This is a genomic window from Ensifer sp. Root1252 (assembly GCF_001425885.1).
In the GTDB taxonomy this organism is placed as follows: Bacteria; Pseudomonadota; Alphaproteobacteria; order Rhizobiales; family Rhizobiaceae; genus Ensifer; species Ensifer canadensis.
Genome location: NZ_LMDT01000059.1, coordinates 163,748 through 179,226, shown reverse-complemented (window position 1 = coordinate 179,226; position 15,479 = coordinate 163,748). Strand labels below are relative to the sequence as shown.

Below are 15,479 nucleotides of genomic sequence, written 5' to 3'. Positions count from 1 at the left end.
CGAGACCGACGACCAGGTCGAGCCGCTCACTGTTGCCAAGATCGTCAAGGGTGTGGCCGAGGCCGAACAGCCGGGGCTGATCATCGTCGGCAAGCAGGCGATCGATGATGACTCGAACCAGACCGGCCAGATGCTGTCGGCGCTCTTGGGCTGGGCCCAGGGCACCTTTGCCTCCAAGGTCGARATCGGTGACGGCAAGGCACCAGAGGGCACAGCAAGGGTGACGCGCGAGGTCGACGGCGGCCTGCAGACGATCGACATCAAGCTGCCGGCGGTGGTGACCACCGACCTGCGCCTGAACGAGCCGCGTTATGCCTCGCTTCCCAACATCATGAAGGCGAAGANGTCGACGGCGGCCTGCAGACGATCGACATCAAGCTGCCGGCGGTGGTGACCACCGACCTGCGCCTGAACGAGCCGCGTTATGCCTCGCTTCCCAACATCATGAAGGCGAAGAAGAAGCCGCTCGACAARAAGACCCCTGCCGACTTCGGYGTCGACACSACSGCGCGGCTGAAGGTGCTGAAGACCGAGGAGCCGGAAGGCCGCAAGGCCGGCATCAAGGTCAAGTCGGTGGCCGAACTGGTCGAAAAGCTCAAGACCGAAGCCGGCGTGAAGGTGCTGAAGACCGAGGAGCCGGAAGGCCGCAAGGCCGGCATCAAGGTCAAGTCGGTGGCCGAACTGGTCGAAAAGCTCAAGACCGAAGCCGGCGTATTGTAAGTTCAGGAAAGGGAGATTTCATCATGGCTATTCTGCTTCTGGCTGACCACGRCGGCAGCCACSTTTCCGACCAGACGGCAAAGGCGCTGACGGCGGCCGCCAAAATTGGCGGCGACGTGCATGTGCTGGTGGCCGGTGCCGGTGCCAAGGCGGCYGCCGACCAGGCSGCCAAGCTTTCCGGCGTTGCCAAGGTGCTGGTGGCCGAGGATGCAAGCCTTGCCAACAATCTGGCCGAACCCTTGGCGGCGCTGATCGTTTCGCTGTCGGGCAATTACGACACCATCCTGGCCGCTGCCACTTCGGTCGGCAAGAACGTCCTGCCGCGGGTTGCAGCGCTTCTTTCCGGCGTTGCCAAGGTGCTGGTGGCCGAGGATGCAAGCCTTGCCAACAATCTGGCCGAACCCTTGGCGGCGCTGATCGTTTCGCTGTCGGGCAATTACGACACCATCCTKGCYGCTGCCACTTCGGTCGGCAAGAACGTCCTGCCGCGGGTTGCAGCGCTTCTCGATGTTGCCCAGGTTTCCGAAATCACCGAGGTGGTCTCGTCCGATACCTTCAAGCGTCCGATCTATGCCGGCAACGCCATCCAGACGGTGCAGACGACGGAAGCGAAAAAGGTCATCACCGTGCGCACCGCCTCGTTCGCCTCCGCTGCCGAAGGTGGCTCGGCTTCGCTCGAGACGATCGCGGCTGCGGCCAATCCGGGTCTGTCGACCTTCGTTGCCGACGCGCTGTCGTCGTCGGATCGTCCGGAGCTGACCTCGGCCAAGATCATCATCTCGGGTGGCCGTGCACTCGGCTCGTCGGAAAAATTCAAGGAAGTGATCCTGCCGGTTGCCGACAAGCTCGGTGCAGCCGTCGGTGCATCGCGCGCGGCGGTCGACGCCGGATATGCCCCAAACGACTGGCAGGTCGGCCAGACCGGCAAGGTGGTCGCCCCCGATCTCTACATTGCCTGCGGCATCTCCGGTGCGATCCAGCATCTGGCCGGCATGAAGGACTCAAAGGTGATCGTCGCCATCAACAAGGACGAGGAGGCGCCGATCTTCCAGGTTGCCGACTACGGCCTCGTCGCCGACCTGTTCGAAGCCCTGCCGGAGATGGAACGGGCATCCTGATGAGACTTCAGAGACGACGGCTGAACGTTGACGTTCAGCCGTCGATCCTGATCGTGCGTGCGCCGACATGCAGCGCCCGACCGGCGCCAAAACCCATGATCGCCGCGCCGAGGCCGAGCGTCACGAACAGGATCGCGGCTGCGTCGAAGCTGCCGGTCCAGTCGCGGATCAGGCCGACGAGCAACGGGCCGATGGCGGCGAGCACATAGCCGACGCCTTGTGCCATGCCCGAGAGATGGGCGGCGACATGGGAATCGGGCGAGCGCAAGACGATGAGCGTCATCGCCACAGCGATCAGCCCGCCCTGGCCGAAGCCCTGGAGAATGGCCCAGAAGATCACCGTCGACGGCGGCGCGAATAGAATGCCGAGGAGCGCGATCACTGCGGCTGCGATCAGCGCGACATTGATGCCACGCTGGTCCTTGCGCCTGATGGCAAAGGAGGGAACCAGCAGGCAGGTGACGACCTGGGTCATGATCGAGACCGAAACGATGACGCCTGCCGTTGCCGGGTCGAAGCCGCGCTCCCTGAGAATGGGGGCGAGCCAGCCGAAGATGCAGTAGGCCAGAGCCGACTGCAGCCCCATGAACAGCGTTACCTGCCAGGCCAGCCGGTCGCGCCAAAGGCCGACGACACGAAAGCCGGTGTGTCTGACCTGCGCCTTGCTGCCAAGCGCCTGCGGCATCCAGATCAACAGCACGATGAAGGCGGGAAGCGCCCAGATGGCGAGTGCACCGGACCACGAGCCGGTAACACCGTGTTCGAGCGGCAGGGTCAGGCCGGCGGCACCGGCCGCGCCGGCGCAGAGCGCCATTGTATAAAGCCCGGTCATGATCGCCGCCTTGTCGGCAAAGTCGCGCTTGACGAGGCCCGGGAGCAGCACGTTGCCGATGGCGATCGCCGCCCCGGCGGCGAATGTCGACAGGAAGAGCACCGGTACGGGGCCGAAACCGCGCAGCACTGTCCCGAGCGCGAGCAGAGCCAAGGCGCCAAGCAGGGTGCGTTCGGCACCGAAGCGCTGTGCCAGCTTTGGTGCCAGCGGCGCAAACAGGCCGAGGCAGAGCACCGGCAGCGTCGTCAGCAGGCTGGCGCCGGCAGTCGTTAAGCCGGTATCGCGCATCACCTCCGGCAGCAACACCGAGAGGCTGGAAAACAGCGGTCGCAGGTTGAAGGCGATCAGCACGAGGCTGGCGCCGAGGACGAAACGCGCCGCTCCCCGCGGCAACACCGGCGGCTGAGGCTCGGGTACGCTGTCGGCTTCGGCGTCGATGAGCTGGTCTTCGAGACCGTTGATGGCTGCGACCTGATGGGCCGAGGAATTGGGATCACGGAAAGTCTGGTTCATTGCGAAAGAAGCCTGTCGAGTTCGCGAAGCACCGGCGCCATGAAGGCGCGAACGGCGGACGCGGCGCGGTCCGGATCGCCGGTGGCGATCGCCGCGACGATCGCCGCATGGGCCTGTTCGTCGGGTTCCGGCACGTCGCCCTTCAGCGTCGAGTGAATGGTTTCGAGGATCGATGAGGTGAAGAAATCGTAGAGCCCGACGATGGCGCGGTTGCCGGAGGCTTCGACGATGGATTTGTGAAAGGCGATGTCGCGATGGCCGAAGGCCTCGTAGCCGCCATCGGCAACTGTGCCGCGAGCCTTCAGCAGCCGGGTCATGCGTTCGAGGTCGGCGGGTGTATGGCGGATCGCCGCAAGCCTTGCCGCCTCGACATCGAGGGCGGCGCGCGCCTCCCATTGGTCGCGCAGACCGGCGCGTTTGACACGGTCGAGCGCGCCTGCCGGATCGACCGTCGAGCGCACATAGGTGCCGGAGCCCTGGCGGGTGTCGAGCAGACCCTGCGAGACCAGCACACGCACGGCCTCGCGCACCGTGCCCCGGCTGACGGACAACAGCTCGGTCAATAGAGTTTCGTTCGGGATGCGGTCGCCGACGCCCCAGCGGCCGCTGACGATCTCGGCGCGCAGGCTTTCGGCCGCACTGTCGGCCAGATTGGTTCGATTGACGGGCTGCATGATAAACTCATCAAGTCATCAGATGACCTAACGAATACGTCTGAGTTTAGTCGCTGTCAATTGGTTGTGGTGGAATCGGGGCGACATCGGCCGAATGCGCGGCGACGCTGGTCGGTGGAGGGCTGTTGTCGGGCGACCGCGCATCTCCGCGAGGTGGGGCTGTCGCGTTCCATCGGGAGTCGACAGAACAAAGCGATAAAATACTTCCTTCGACTAAATCCTCGACGGAAGCCGATCAATGATCGGTGGTCTGGCCGTCGGTGATGCTGAGCAACGTCTTTTCCATATCCGGCTCGTCGCCGGAGCAGACGCACAGCATTTCCGCGTCGCCGTCGCCGACCGAGAGATAAGCGTGGCCCATCGTCGAGTCGATATAGACGCTTTCGCCGGCTTTCAGTCGCACCGGCGCATATTGATCCGTATGCAGCTCGATCTCGCCCTTGAGCACGATCAGGAATTCTTCGCCGGCATGAGGGGTCAGCGGACCGAACTCTGCAAGCGTGCGCGCGCGGGCATGGGCGAGGATCGGCACCATGCGTTTCCTCACCAGATCGGTTGCAAGGTAGTGGTAGTCGTAATTGCGGGTCAGCTGCCGCAGCGTCGTCGTGGCCGAGGTTACCGAGCGGCGCGTGCGGGCGGCGGGCTGCTTGCTGTCGCCACTGAGCAATTCGGTGACATGCACGCCGAGGCCGGCGCAGATCTGCAGCAGCTTGTCATAGGTCAGCGACATCTGGTCGTTCTCCACCTTGGACAAGGTCGAGACGGCAACGCCGGTCAGGTGGCTGACGTCCTGAAGGGTCCAGCCGTGATGTTTCCTCAGGTTCCGCAGGCAATCGCCGAGGTTTGGCTGTTCCGACATGGTTCTCTCCGGCAAACGAGATCTACCTAGCTAGTTCAACTCTGGCCGCCTCGCAACAAGCGCCAAGAATTTTCCGATACGCTAAATATTGACCGTATCGGAAAATGAATTTACCAATGGCTATGCGCTCAGGATCCTCTTCTCCCAAAGTCATTGTCATTGGCGGCGGTATCGCCGGCCTGTCGGTTGCGGCTGCCGTCCAAGAATGGGCATCGGTCGTCCTCATCGAGCGGGAGGCGCATCTCGGCTATCACGCAAGCGGCCGCTCGGCGGCGCTTTTTGCCGAGACCTACGGCAACACGGTGGTCAGAGCGCTCTCCATTGCCAGCCGGCCGGCCATCGTCGATGGCGGCTTTGCCGAGCATGTGCGCGGCGCCTTGCATTTCGGTGGGTGCGACGACGATGCGATGGTCGATGAACTGGCGCAGAAGTACCAGGCGCTCGTGCCCAGCGTCCGGCGGCTTTCGGCAGACGAAGTCAGCGTGCTTATTCCCGTCATTCGTGCCGATACCACGTGCGGCGGCGTCTACGAGCCCGGCGCTCTCGATATCGACACCGGCAAGATGGTCCATGCCGCGGCCGCCGCTCTGAAGGCGCTTGGCGGGACTGTCATTTCGGGCGAGGAAGTGCTGCAGATCTCCCGTATTTCCGGCCGCTTTCAAGTGGTGACTTCGGCCGGCTCCTACGAAGGCGATATGGTCGTCAACGCGGCGGGAGCCTGGGTCGATGTGATCGCCGAGCGGGCAGGGCTGGCGGGGCTCGGGTTCTCGCCCAAACGGCGCACCGCCTTCATGTTCGACCCGCCCGCGGGGCTCGACGCGCGAACATGGCCGCTCGCCGTCGATCTGCATGAGCGTTTCTATTTCAAGCCGGATGCCGGAAAGCTGTCGGCTCGCTGGCGGACGAAACGGATTCACCGCCCTGCGACGCCTACCCTGAAGATATCGACGTCGCCATCGCCGTCGACCGGATCGAGCAGGCAACCGAGCTTCGTATTGGCCGGCCGCAAAGGCCATGGGCCGGATTGCGCACCTTCTCGCCGGACCGCACGCCCGTCGTCGGCTTCGATCCGCGCCTGCCGGGCTTTTTCTGGCTCGGTGGCCAAGGCGGTTATGGCTTCCAGGTCTCGCTGACCCTGGCGCGGATCGCCTCGGCGCTGCTGCGCGATGCCGCGATGCCTGAGGATGTCGTCAAACTCGGCGTCGAGTTCGACGCGCTGGCACCCGTCCGATTTATGGCGGCGGCGCACACCCCGTCGCTTTCCCCGACCGGCCCATGACCGGACAGACCATCAAGATCGAAACGTCGTCGATGCGGTAAGGAGAACCCCGCGACGACGTCAACACAAAGGCAACCAGGAGCGTTTGCTATGAAATCCACACGTCTGATTCTGCGCACCGCGCTCGTCGCATCGACAATCCTGCTGGCTGGGCAGGCCTATGCGAAGACCCTCGTCTACTGCTCGGAAGCGAGCCCTGAGACCTTCAACCCGATGATCGGAACGGCGGATTCGACTATGGATGCCGCGGCCAAGCCGATTTTCAACCGGCTGGTGGAATTCAAGCCGGGGACGACGGAAGTCGGGCCGGCGCTCGCCGAGAGCTGGGATGTGTCCGAAGACGGCAAGGTCTACACCTTCCATCTGCGCCATGGCGTCAAGTTCCACACCAACGCGCAGTTTACGCCGACACGCGAATTCAACGCCGACGACGTGCTCTACACCTTTGACCGCCAGCGCAACGCCGACAATCCGTACCACAAGCTCTCGAACGCCTCATACGAATACTTCAGCGCGCTTGGGCTTGGGCCGTTGATCGAGAAGATCGAAAAGCTGGACGATCATACCGTGCGCTTCACACTGACGTCGGCAAACGTCACCTTCCTGCCCAGCATTGCGCTCGACTACCTCTCCATTCTCTCGCTGGAGCAGACCGAGAAGATGGTCGCAGCCGGCACCCCGGAGCTGATCGACCAGGCGCCCGTCGGCACCGGGCCGTTCATCCTTGAGGCCTATGCGCAGGACAGCCAGATTCGCTATGCGGCCAACAAGGACTATTGGAACGGTGCGCCGAAGATCGATACCCTCGTCTTTGCGATCACACCGGAGCCCACCGTGCGGGTCGCCCGGCTGAAGGCGAACGAGTGCCAGGTGGCGGCGCCACCACCGCCCGGAGCCGTCGCCGATCTCAAGAACGACCCCGAGGTGACAGTCTATAACCTCGAAGGCCAGAATATCGGCGTTCTCGGCTTCAACGTCGAACACAAGCCGCTCGGTGATGCGCGTATCCGCCTGGCGCTCGCCAAGGCCGTCAACCGGCAGGCGATCGTGGAAGCCGTGTATCAGGGTGCAGGCAGCGTTGCCGGCAGCGTGGTGCCGCCTGCACAGCTCGGTGCGGCCAAGGACGCGGGCATCGACTACGATCCGGAAGGCGCCAAGGCGCTTTTGAAGGAAGCAGGCCACGAGGGCGACCTGTCGATCGCGCTCTGGGCGATGCCGGTGTCGCGGCCCTACAACCCGAACGCCCGCCGTATGGCAGAGATGATCCAGGCCGACTGGAATGCCATCGGCGTGAAAACCGAGATCGTCAGCTTCGAGTGGGCCGAGTATCTGACCCGCACCGCCAAGGGCGAGCATGACGCCTTCCTGCTCGGCGGCAGCAGCGACAACGGTGATCCGGATAATATGCTGAGCTATCTGCTTAGCTGCGACGGCGTGAAGGGCGGCTCCAACCGGGCGCGCTGGTGCAACGCCGACTTTGAAAAGTTGCTTCAGGATGCGCGCGTCGCCGCCGATCCCAAGGAACGGGCAGCGCTTTACGGCAAGGCGCAGGCCATCCTCAAGGCGGAAGTGCCTGTTGCGCCGATCGCCCATTCCGTCGTGTCGATCCCTGTGCGCAAGAGCGTGAAAAATTACGTTCTCGACGCCTTCGGCCGCCAGAACTTCGCCAACGTCGATATCGCGGAGTAAGCCGGATGGACGAGATGACAATGAGCGGCGGCGTCACGCTTGCCGATCTAAGCCGACTGCTTCAAGGCTACATCAACGATGGTGCCGTCGGCGCCTCCCTGGCCTTTTCACAGGGCGATGGCGAGACCGTCACCTTGACCTCGGGACTTTCCGACCGGGCGCGGGGGATACCGGTTTCGCCAACGCAACTGTTCAAGATCGGCAGCTGCACCAAGACGTTTACCGTTGCCGCCCTGATGAAGCTGGCGGAAAGCGGTGTGGTGGAGCTTGGCGCGCCGATCTCGCACTGGTTCCCGGACCTTCCCGGTGCCGCTGCCATTTCGGTGCGCCAACTCGTCAACCATCGCGGCGGGTTGCCGGAATTCGAGTACGACATACCGATGACCCCGGACCGCATCTGGACGCCGGCCGAACTCGTCGATCTCGCGTTTCGGGTCGGCACTCAGTCGGCGCCCGGCGGTCCGGCCGTCTACAACAACACCGGCTATGTGCTTGCCGGCATGTTGATCGAAGAGGTCACCGGAAAGTCGCTCGGCGATTATGTCCGCCATCAGGTGCTCGAACCGCTCGGGCTCGAAAACACCTGGTCGCCTTCGACCGAGAGCTTCCCGGAAGAGCGCATGGTGCGCGGCTACTACCACCGACCGCCACCGGCTGCGGATGCAGGGGCGGGCATCGCTGCCGGAGCCGAGATGTGGCGCATGGACGGCGTCCTGCCCTATTCCGACGCGCTGCAGGATTCATCGGATTCGTTTCCGTTCACGGCGGCCTATGGCTGCGGCGACATGGTCTCGACGCCCGGCGACATGATCGCCTTCATTCGGGCGCTGTTTGGCGGCAAGTTGCTGGCGGACGGAATGTTCCGGGAGATGAGCGAAAGCCGTGTCGCCGTTAGCTTTCCCGGTACGCGGATGCGCGAGACCGGGGCGGGGCTGTTCCAGAGCAGCTACGCGGATCGGCTCGTCTATGGCCACCAGGGCAGCATCCCCGGCTATGTTACCGTGATGCAGCACGAGCCGAAATCGGGTCTGACAATCGCCATGACCAGCAATGTGGGCTCGGGCTACCGGATGTCCTTTTACGCCAGCGGTCTGCATCAAGTGCTCGATCAGGCAATCGGCATCATCATGGACAGCTAAGCCCGCTGGCGATCACGTCTCGAAATTAGCTCGACCGCCCGTTCGGGCGGTCGAGCGTTTTGACAGCATTGTTATGAAATGAGGACGTCGACCTTTTCGAAGGTCCGGACGTCGATCAGCCCCTTGTCGGAGATGCGCAGTTCGGGAATGACGACGAGCGCCAGCAGCGAATGCTGCATGTAGGCGTTGTTCAGCCGGCAGCCGCAGACGCGCATCGCTTCGACTAGTGCCGCGGCCTTGTCCGCCACGATCTCGGCACGCTGATCCGACATCAGCCCCGCGACCGGCAGTTCAACCAGTGCAAGCTCCTTGCCGTGCTTGATCACCACGATGCCGCCGCCGACCTCGTGCAGCCGGTTCGCGGCTTTCGCCATGTCGTCCTTGTTGGTGCCGACGACGATCATGTGGTGGCTGTCGTGGGCCACGGTGCTTGCAACCGCGCAATCGCTGTCATAGCCGAAGCCGGAGACGAAGGCATTGACGACGTCGCCGGTGCCGCGATGACGCTCCACCAGCGCGATCTGGCAGACGTCCTGGGCGCGATCCATCTCGATGATGCCGCCCGCCGCCGAAAGCTCGGCTTCAAGCGCACGCGTCGGCGCCTGGTTCTCGACGACGCCGATCACCCGGACCCGCGCGCGGGTCGCGGTGCTGTTAAGCCCGATGTCGAAATCTCCGGCCTTGAGCGTCTTGCCGAGGTGCACGGTGTTGCGGGCGCTTTCCGGATAAACGAAGGGCGGGATATCGCGCACCAAGGCGCCGGAATCTGCCAGCAGTTCGCCGCGGGCAAACACCATCTCGATCGGCAGGGCAGCAAGGTCCGACGTGATGATCAGGTCGGCCCGTCGTCCTGGTGCGATCGAGCCGAGTTCCCGCTCGACGCCGAAATGCTGGGCGGTGTTGAGCGTGGCCATCTGGATGGCGGTGATCGGCTTCAGCCCTTGGGCGATGGCGTGGCGAACCACCCGGTTCATGTGGCCGTCGTGGACCAGCGTGCCGGAGTGGCTGTCGTCGGTGCAGAGCAGGAAGTTGCGCGGATCGACGCCGGCTTCAGTGATCGCCTTGACCTGGGCGGCAACGTCGAACCAGGCTGAGCCGAGCCGCAACATCGCACGCATGCCCTGTCTGACGCGGGCAATCGCGTCCTCGACGGTCGTTCCTTCATGATCGTCGGCCGGGCCGCCAGCGGCGTAGGCGTGAAACTCCCGGCCGAGATGCGGCGAAGCATAGTGTCCGCCGACGGTCAGCCGCGCATCCTGGGTTGCCGCGATTTCTGCGACCATCTTGGGATCGTTAAAGGCGACACCAGGAAAGTTCATCATCTCGCCAAGCCCGATGATGTTCGGCCAGCTCAACGCTTCGGCCACGTCCGTGGCCGAGAGTTCAGCACCCGCCGTCTCGAGCCCGGGCGCGCTCGGCACGCAGCTCGGCACCTGCACGTAGACATTGATCGGCAGGCTTTGCGCCTCGTCGTTCATCAGCCGCACGCCGGCCAGGCCGAGCACGTTGGCGATCTCGTGCGGGTCGATGAACATCGTCGTCGTGCCGTGCGGGATGACGGCGCGCGCAAATTCGGTGACGGTGACGAGACCGCTTTCGACATGCATATGCGCGTCGCAGAGCCCCGGCACGAGATAACGCCCGGCAGCGTCGACGACCTTGGTGCCTTCACCGATCGTATGGCTGGCGTCTGCCCCGACATAGGCGAAGCGGCCGGCTTTGACCGCGATGTCGGTGTGCGGAATGATCTCGCCGGAATAGACGTTGACCCATTTGCCGTTGCGGATGACGAGGTCCGCCGGCGCACGGCCCATGGCGACGTCGACGAGCTCGGGTGCGGTCCTCGACCAGGATTGGAGCATGACAGTTTCCTTCAATGGAGACGATGTCGGCGCCCCCTTTGACGTCTGAGTAAAAAGGAGGCGCCGACAGGTTTACTGGGTCTGGGCGATGAGCGCTGCCGCCAAGAGGGCGACGAACCACATGACCGGTTTTACATCGCCCGCCCGCCCGCAGACCAGCTTGATCAGCACATAGGCAATGATTGCGAGCGACAGCCCGAGCGTGATCGAGAATGTCAGCGGGATCAGCACGATGGCAAGGAACGCCGGGATCGCTTCGTCGATGTCGGTCCAGCGGATCTTGCTCATCGGCTCGGACATGAAGAGGCCGGTGAGGATCAGAACGGGCGCGGTTGCCACGGCCGGAACGAGCGACAACAGCGGCGACAGGAACAGGAACGGCACGAACAGCAGGCCGGCGACAAGGGCGACAAGCCCGGTACGGCCGCCCTGCGCAATGCCAGCGCCCGATTCCAGATAGACGGTGGCGGGGCTGGTGCCGAGCGGTGCGGAGATCAGCGCAGCGACGGCGTCGACATGCATGGATTGCTTGATGTTGCGCGGCAATCCCTGCTCGTCCTTGAGGTCAGCCGCTTCGGCAAGGCCGAGGAAGGTCGAGAGTGCCTCGATGAAATTGGTGAACAGGAAGACGAAGATGAACGGCAGGTAGATCAGGCTCAAGGCGCCGACGAGGTCGATCTGGCCGATGAAGCTGAAATCCGGTGCCGCGGAAAAGCCGCTCCAATTGACCAGTGTATGCACATCAGGCGTATCCGGCGAAAACGCGCTGCCGTCGCCCCACCAGCGGCCGATCGGGATGGAGAGGATGGTGGTGAGGATCATGCCGGCCATCATCGCGCCGGGAACTTTGCGGACCACCAGCGCGACCGTCAGGATGAAGCCGGCAATGAAGGTGAGGGTTACGGGGTTGAACGTCGTCAGCCCGACGATCGTATCCGGATTGGCGATGATGAACTTGGCATTCTCGAAGCCGATCAGTGCGATGAACAGACCGATGCCGCAGGCGATGCCATAACGCAGGTCGACCGGGATCGCCTCGATGATCGTCTGGCGCAGGTTGAAGAAGGCCATGACGGTGAAGAGCACGCCGGCCCAGAAGACGCAGCCCAGCGCGATTTCCAGCGGTACCTTGGCGCCGACAACCATCGTATAGGCAAACAGCGCATTGATGCCCATGCCCGGCGCCACCAGGATCGGGCTTCGCGCATAGAGCCCCATGGCGCAGCTGCCGATGAAGCTGACGAGTACGGTCGCCGTTACGCCGGCCGAAAACGGAATGCCGGCGTGGGACAGGATCGAAGGGTTGACGACGATCACGTAGGAGGCGGCGAGAAAGGTGGTCAGCCCGGCGAGGATTTCGGTTCGAATGGTCGAGCCGAATTTGGAAATCTGGAAGTAGCGGTCAAGCAGGCTGGCGAGCCAGGAGGCTTGTGCCTGGCCTGACGCCGGCTCAACGCCCTTGGGTTGGTAGTTCATTTTGTTCCCCTTTTTTTGAAATGAGGAAGGGGCCGGCGATGCCGACCCCTTCCAAGGCTTTACTCTGCTGCTGCGGCGCGCGCTTCCTCGCCGCCGTTCCCGGCGAGCGGCGAGATCACCTTGAGCCGGACGCAATCGACGACCCCGAGATCGGTGATGGCATATTCCGGGATCGCGGTGATTTGAAGCACGAACATGTACATGAACGGCCATGGCAGGGTGCAGCCGAGCCCGCGCGCCGCATCGTCCAGTTCCTCCTCCAGCGCCGCCATTTCCGATGGTTCGATATCGGAGACGATGCCGCCGATCGGCAGATGCAGGAAGGAGACGACCTTGCCGTCCTTGACCACCACCTGGCCGCCATGGTTGGCGATCAGGTGGTTGATGGCGACCCGCATGTCTTCCGGGTCGGCGCCGATGCAGATGATGTTGTTGTCGTCGGGCGCGGTCGAACTGGCGATTGCGCCTTCGCGCAATCCGAAGCCGGAGGTGAAGGCGACGGGTCGGTTTTTCGTCTTGCCGTAGCGCTCGACCACGGTGACATATTGGATGTCCTTTGCCGGGTCGGCGAGCACGCATCCGTCCTTGACTGGCAGGGTGACATCGCGGCGGGTGCGCACGAAGATCTTTTCCGGCGTGACGGCGATCGCCATGGCAGCGGCGCTGCCGCCGGGGCCGTCATAACGCAGCTTCAGATCGTCGAGTTCGAGCGGCGCGACCTTCATCGAAGTCAATAGCGCGGCGCTGCGCGGCGGCGGCACCAGTTCGATGGCCATGCGGCCGTCACGCGCGACTTCCTCACCCTTGGCGATGACGGCATCGATCCTGAACTCGCGCAGGTCGTTGACGAGCAGGATGTCGGCGGCGCGACCCGGCGAGATTGAGCCGACCTTGTCGTCGATGCGAAGGGCATCGGCGCCGTTGATCGTTGCCATCTGGATCGCCGCCATCGGCGAGATTCCCATGGCGATCGCCATGCGCACCATATTGTCGAGATGGCCGCGCTTGAGAATGTCGCTGGCAACGACGTCATCGGTGCAGAAGCTGATGCGGCGCAAGGCCTTGACGCCCATTTCGGTGACGATGCGCAGATTGTCGGAGAGGAAGTGGGAGATCGAGGATTCGCGCACGACGACATGCATGCCGGCCCTGAGCTTTTCGAGCATTTCCTCCGGCGAATAGCTTTCGTGGTCGGCGCGCACGCCGGACTGCTGGTAGCCGTTGAGGCGCGCTCCGCGCGTCATCGGGCAGCAGCCGAGCACCGGGAGCCGGCTCTTTTCGGCAAGCTCGAGCGCCGCCAGCACGTCGGGGTCTTCCTCCTGGATGAACTCGCGCACGGTTTCCCAAATGCCGACGCATTCCGGCCAGTGATGGGTGGCCTGGTGATCGGCAGGACTGAAATAGTGCCCGACGGTCGAACGCGGCATGGTGTACGGCGTCTTGCAGGGCGCGCCCCAGAAGACCTTGAGTGGTGTCTGCTTGGCCTCGTCGAGGAATTCACGCGCCGCCGCCGGCCCGCCGACGACGATGATCTGGTCAAGCCCGGTGACGATCGACGTGGTGCCGAGCGGAACGACCGCCTTGGCGAAGCTCGTTAGCGACATCTTCGAGCATTCGACATGCAGATGGCCGTCGATCATGCCTGGCGCCAGGTATTTGCCGGTGGCGTCGACGATCTTCGTTTCCGGCCCGACATAGTCTGAGATGTCGCCGACGGCGATGATCCGCTCGCCGTAGATCGCGACATCGGCCTGGTAGATTTCTTCCGATACGACGTTGACGAGCCTGCCGCCGCGGATCGCCAAAGTGGCCTTGTTGCCGGTGCCCGAGGCTGCCCGGATGAATTCTCTGATATTGCTCACTGAAACCTCTCCCTTAGCGTCGCCGAATATTCCCAGTTTGGTTTCGTTTGTACAATGGGCCGAAATGGCGTATTTATAGGACATATCGTACAGGATTTTGGACGAAAAATGGATCTCTCGCTTCTCGACTGCTTCGTGAAAGTTGCCGATTCCCGTTCGATTTCAGCGGCTTCCCGCCTGCATCGGCTGCCGAAATCGACCCTCAGCCACAAGATCCGGCAGCTGGAGGACGAGTTCGGCATCGAACTCTTCGTGCGCGAGGGGCATCAGCTGCATGTGACCGACGCCGGAGCGGAGTTCCTGCGTTATGCCCGGCTCATCCAGTCGAATTGCGAGGATGCGGCAACGGCGATGGCCGAGATGCGGCAGGAGGTAGCGGGCACGCTGCGCGTCGGCTCGACCGGCGAATTCGGCACGACGATCACATCCGAACTGCTCTACGCATTTCGCCAGCAATATCCGCAGGTCAATCTCGACGTCGTTTTTCTGAGCTCGCGGCAACCGTTCTCCGAGGTCACCGAGCAGGCGCTCGACGGCATCTTTCACTGGGGCGAACCATCAGATGTCGACTACATCAGTCGCCGGCTCTCGGTCTCATCTTACGGTCTCTTTGCGAGCCCCGAATACATCGCCCGGCACGGCGCACCGCTTAAGCCCGACGACCTCGCCGGCCATCGCGGGCTCGTCTTTCGCCAGCAGACACGCCTGCAATCCTGGTATCTGACGCGCGACGGCGATGCCGAGATCGATCTGCTGCCGGCGGCAACCTGCACCACCAACGACTATTGGACGATCAAGTATTTCGCGGTTGCCGGCGAGGGCATCGCCTATCTGCCGGAATTCTTCGTGGAGACGGAGCGGCAAGCGGGATTGCTTCAGCCTGTTCTGGCCGAATGGAGTTCGCCGAAAACGGCGATCAACCTGATCTATTCGCGCCGGCGGCACGTGTCGAAGCGCTTCAGGGCCTTTGTCGAATTCTGCATCGACTTTTATCGCGACCGGGAGCGCACAGGCATTCCGCGCTACTACGTGGAGAAAGTCAGCATGCCGTCGAATCGTGCGATCCGCTGACGCGGCGTCCGCAATCGATCAGCCGGCGGCTCTCAAAGCCAAGTCAACATAGGCGGCCACATGCTTTGCCGCGATATCGGACACGCAATGCATCTTGATGTGGCGGCGCGCCTTGCCTTGACCCATCAGCACGCCATGCGCGTCCGGTAGCGCGGCGCCCTCGCTGAATTCCAGGGTGACATGGGCCGAATACGGAAATATGCCGCAGAACGGTCGCGCGGCGGAAAACAGCAGGCCGCCATATTTGATCTCTTCCGAAATGCCCGCCCCGGACGCCAATGCGATCTCGCGCAGCCGCGAAACAATCGCGAACTGTGTGTCGCCGCGGTCGCGAATATCGGCGAGGAAGGCTTCAATGCGCTTGTCCATAATGGCTCGCTTACGA

General features: G+C 63.2%; 13 protein-coding genes and 2 pseudogenes. 8 read left to right on the top strand and 7 right to left on the bottom strand.

The genetic code is table 11. The features are described from left to right. The 3 genes and pseudogenes from ASD02_RS36480 to ASD02_RS36470 all read left to right on the top strand — a co-directional run. Window positions 1–344 (top strand): annotated as a pseudogene (locus ASD02_RS36480) (electron transfer flavoprotein subunit beta/FixA family protein); the annotation flags it as partial. Between the two features lies 1 nt (window position 345). Beyond that, window positions 346–615: pseudogene (locus ASD02_RS36475) on the top strand (electron transfer flavoprotein subunit beta/FixA family protein); the annotation flags it as partial. Window positions 616–743: 128 nt separating this feature from the next. Continuing rightward, on the top strand, window positions 744–1,838 hold the full coding sequence (locus ASD02_RS36470) for an electron transfer flavoprotein subunit alpha/FixB family protein (protein ID WP_057258512.1): 1,095 nt from the start codon (window positions 744–746) through the stop codon (window positions 1,836–1,838). 34 nt (window positions 1,839–1,872) lie between these two features. Here ASD02_RS36470 and ASD02_RS36465 read toward each other — a convergent pair whose 3' ends face one another. The 3 genes from ASD02_RS36465 to ASD02_RS36455 all read right to left on the bottom strand — a co-directional run bounded on the left by ASD02_RS36465 (window position 1,873) and on the right by ASD02_RS36455 (window position 4,716). Next, window positions 1,873–3,183 (bottom strand): MFS transporter, encoded by a 1,311-nt coding sequence (locus tag ASD02_RS36465; RefSeq protein ID WP_025428321.1) that lies wholly within the window; start codon window positions 3,181–3,183, stop codon window positions 1,873–1,875. After that, window positions 3,180–3,857 carry an FCD domain-containing protein gene (locus ASD02_RS36460; protein WP_025428322.1) on the bottom strand — a complete coding sequence of 226 codons (678 nt, stop codon included), beginning with the start codon at window positions 3,855–3,857 and terminating at the stop codon, window positions 3,180–3,182. Before ASD02_RS36460 ends, ASD02_RS36465 begins: the two co-directional genes overlap by 4 nt. 235 nt (window positions 3,858–4,092) lie before the next feature. Beyond that, window positions 4,093–4,716, bottom strand: a complete 624-nt coding sequence (locus ASD02_RS36455) for an XRE family transcriptional regulator (protein ID WP_057220187.1) — start codon at window positions 4,714–4,716, stop codon at window positions 4,093–4,095. A gap of 116 nt (window positions 4,717–4,832) precedes the next feature. Here ASD02_RS36455 and ASD02_RS36450 point away from each other — a divergent pair, with 116 nt between their 5' ends. The 4 genes from ASD02_RS36450 (at window position 4,833) to ASD02_RS36440 (ending at window position 8,823) form a co-directional block, all read left to right on the top strand. Beyond that, entirely contained in the window at window positions 4,833–5,849 is a 1,017-nt protein-coding gene (locus ASD02_RS36450; RefSeq protein ID WP_277996375.1) for an FAD-binding oxidoreductase, read from the top strand. After that, window positions 5,741–5,995 (top strand): hypothetical protein, encoded by a 255-nt coding sequence (locus tag ASD02_RS40505; protein WP_277996374.1) that lies wholly within the window; start codon window positions 5,741–5,743, stop codon window positions 5,993–5,995. The genes ASD02_RS36450 and ASD02_RS40505 overlap by 109 nt, the downstream gene beginning before the upstream one ends. Before the next feature lie 90 nt (window positions 5,996–6,085). After that, the gene (locus ASD02_RS36445; RefSeq protein WP_057220186.1) at window positions 6,086–7,684 is read left to right on the top strand and encodes an ABC transporter substrate-binding protein; all 1,599 of its coding nucleotides are present in this window, start codon (window positions 6,086–6,088) and stop codon (window positions 7,682–7,684) included. A gap of 5 nt (window positions 7,685–7,689) precedes the next feature. Then, on the top strand, window positions 7,690–8,823 hold the full coding sequence (locus tag ASD02_RS36440) for a serine hydrolase domain-containing protein (RefSeq protein WP_225906401.1): 1,134 nt from the start codon (window positions 7,690–7,692) through the stop codon (window positions 8,821–8,823). Window positions 8,824–8,894: 71 nt separating this feature from the next. On the opposite strand, the gene ade is transcribed toward ASD02_RS36440, so the two are convergent. The 3 genes from ade to ASD02_RS36425 form a co-directional block, all read right to left on the bottom strand. Then, window positions 8,895–10,685 carry an adenine deaminase gene (gene ade / locus ASD02_RS36435; RefSeq protein WP_057207528.1) on the bottom strand — a complete coding sequence of 597 codons (1,791 nt, stop codon included), beginning with the start codon at window positions 10,683–10,685 and terminating at the stop codon, window positions 8,895–8,897. 72 nt (window positions 10,686–10,757) lie between these two features. After that, the gene (locus ASD02_RS36430) at window positions 10,758–12,161 is read right to left on the bottom strand and encodes an NCS2 family permease (RefSeq protein ID WP_082523592.1); all 1,404 of its coding nucleotides are present in this window, start codon (window positions 12,159–12,161) and stop codon (window positions 10,758–10,760) included. 59 nt (window positions 12,162–12,220) lie between these two features. Next, entirely contained in the window at window positions 12,221–14,023 is a 1,803-nt protein-coding gene (locus tag ASD02_RS36425; protein WP_057220185.1) for an adenine deaminase, read from the bottom strand. A gap of 108 nt (window positions 14,024–14,131) precedes the next feature. Here ASD02_RS36425 and ASD02_RS36420 point away from each other — a divergent pair, with 108 nt between their 5' ends. After that, window positions 14,132–15,094 carry a LysR family transcriptional regulator gene (locus ASD02_RS36420; protein WP_057212994.1) on the top strand — a complete coding sequence of 321 codons (963 nt, stop codon included), beginning with the start codon at window positions 14,132–14,134 and terminating at the stop codon, window positions 15,092–15,094. 18 nt (window positions 15,095–15,112) lie between these two features. Here the strand turns inward: ASD02_RS36420 and ASD02_RS36415 are convergent, their stop codons facing one another. Then, a complete protein-coding gene (locus tag ASD02_RS36415) occupies window positions 15,113–15,463 on the bottom strand; it encodes a DUF1801 domain-containing protein (protein WP_025428331.1) in 351 nt (116 codons plus the stop codon). Window positions 15,464–15,479: the final 16 nt, after the last annotated feature.

Bases quoted from the DNA above. Each gene is read 5' to 3' on its own strand.
- ASD02_RS36465 (WP_025428321.1), bottom strand. From the start codon at position 3,183: ATGAACCAGACTTTCCGTGATCCCAATTCCTCGGCCCATCAGGTCGCA.
- ASD02_RS36460 (WP_025428322.1), bottom strand. From the start codon at position 3,857: ATGCAGCCCGTCAATCGAACCAATCTGGCCGACAGTGCGGCCGAAAGC.
- ASD02_RS36455 (WP_057220187.1), bottom strand. From the start codon at position 4,716: ATGTCGGAACAGCCAAACCTCGGCGATTGCCTGCGGAACCTGAGGAAA.
- ASD02_RS36450 (WP_277996375.1), top strand. From the start codon at position 4,833: ATGGCTATGCGCTCAGGATCCTCTTCTCCCAAAGTCATTGTCATTGGC.
- ASD02_RS36445 (WP_057220186.1), top strand. From the start codon at position 6,086: ATGAAATCCACACGTCTGATTCTGCGCACCGCGCTCGTCGCATCGACA.
- ASD02_RS36440 (WP_225906401.1), top strand. From the start codon at position 7,690: ATGGACGAGATGACAATGAGCGGCGGCGTCACGCTTGCCGATCTAAGC.
- ade (WP_057207528.1), bottom strand. From the start codon at position 10,685: ATGCTCCAATCCTGGTCGAGGACCGCACCCGAGCTCGTCGACGTCGCC.
- ASD02_RS36430 (WP_082523592.1), bottom strand. From the start codon at position 12,161: ATGAACTACCAACCCAAGGGCGTTGAGCCGGCGTCAGGCCAGGCACAA.
- ASD02_RS36420 (WP_057212994.1), top strand. From the start codon at position 14,132: ATGGATCTCTCGCTTCTCGACTGCTTCGTGAAAGTTGCCGATTCCCGT.
- ASD02_RS36415 (WP_025428331.1), bottom strand. From the start codon at position 15,463: ATGGACAAGCGCATTGAAGCCTTCCTCGCCGATATTCGCGACCGCGGC.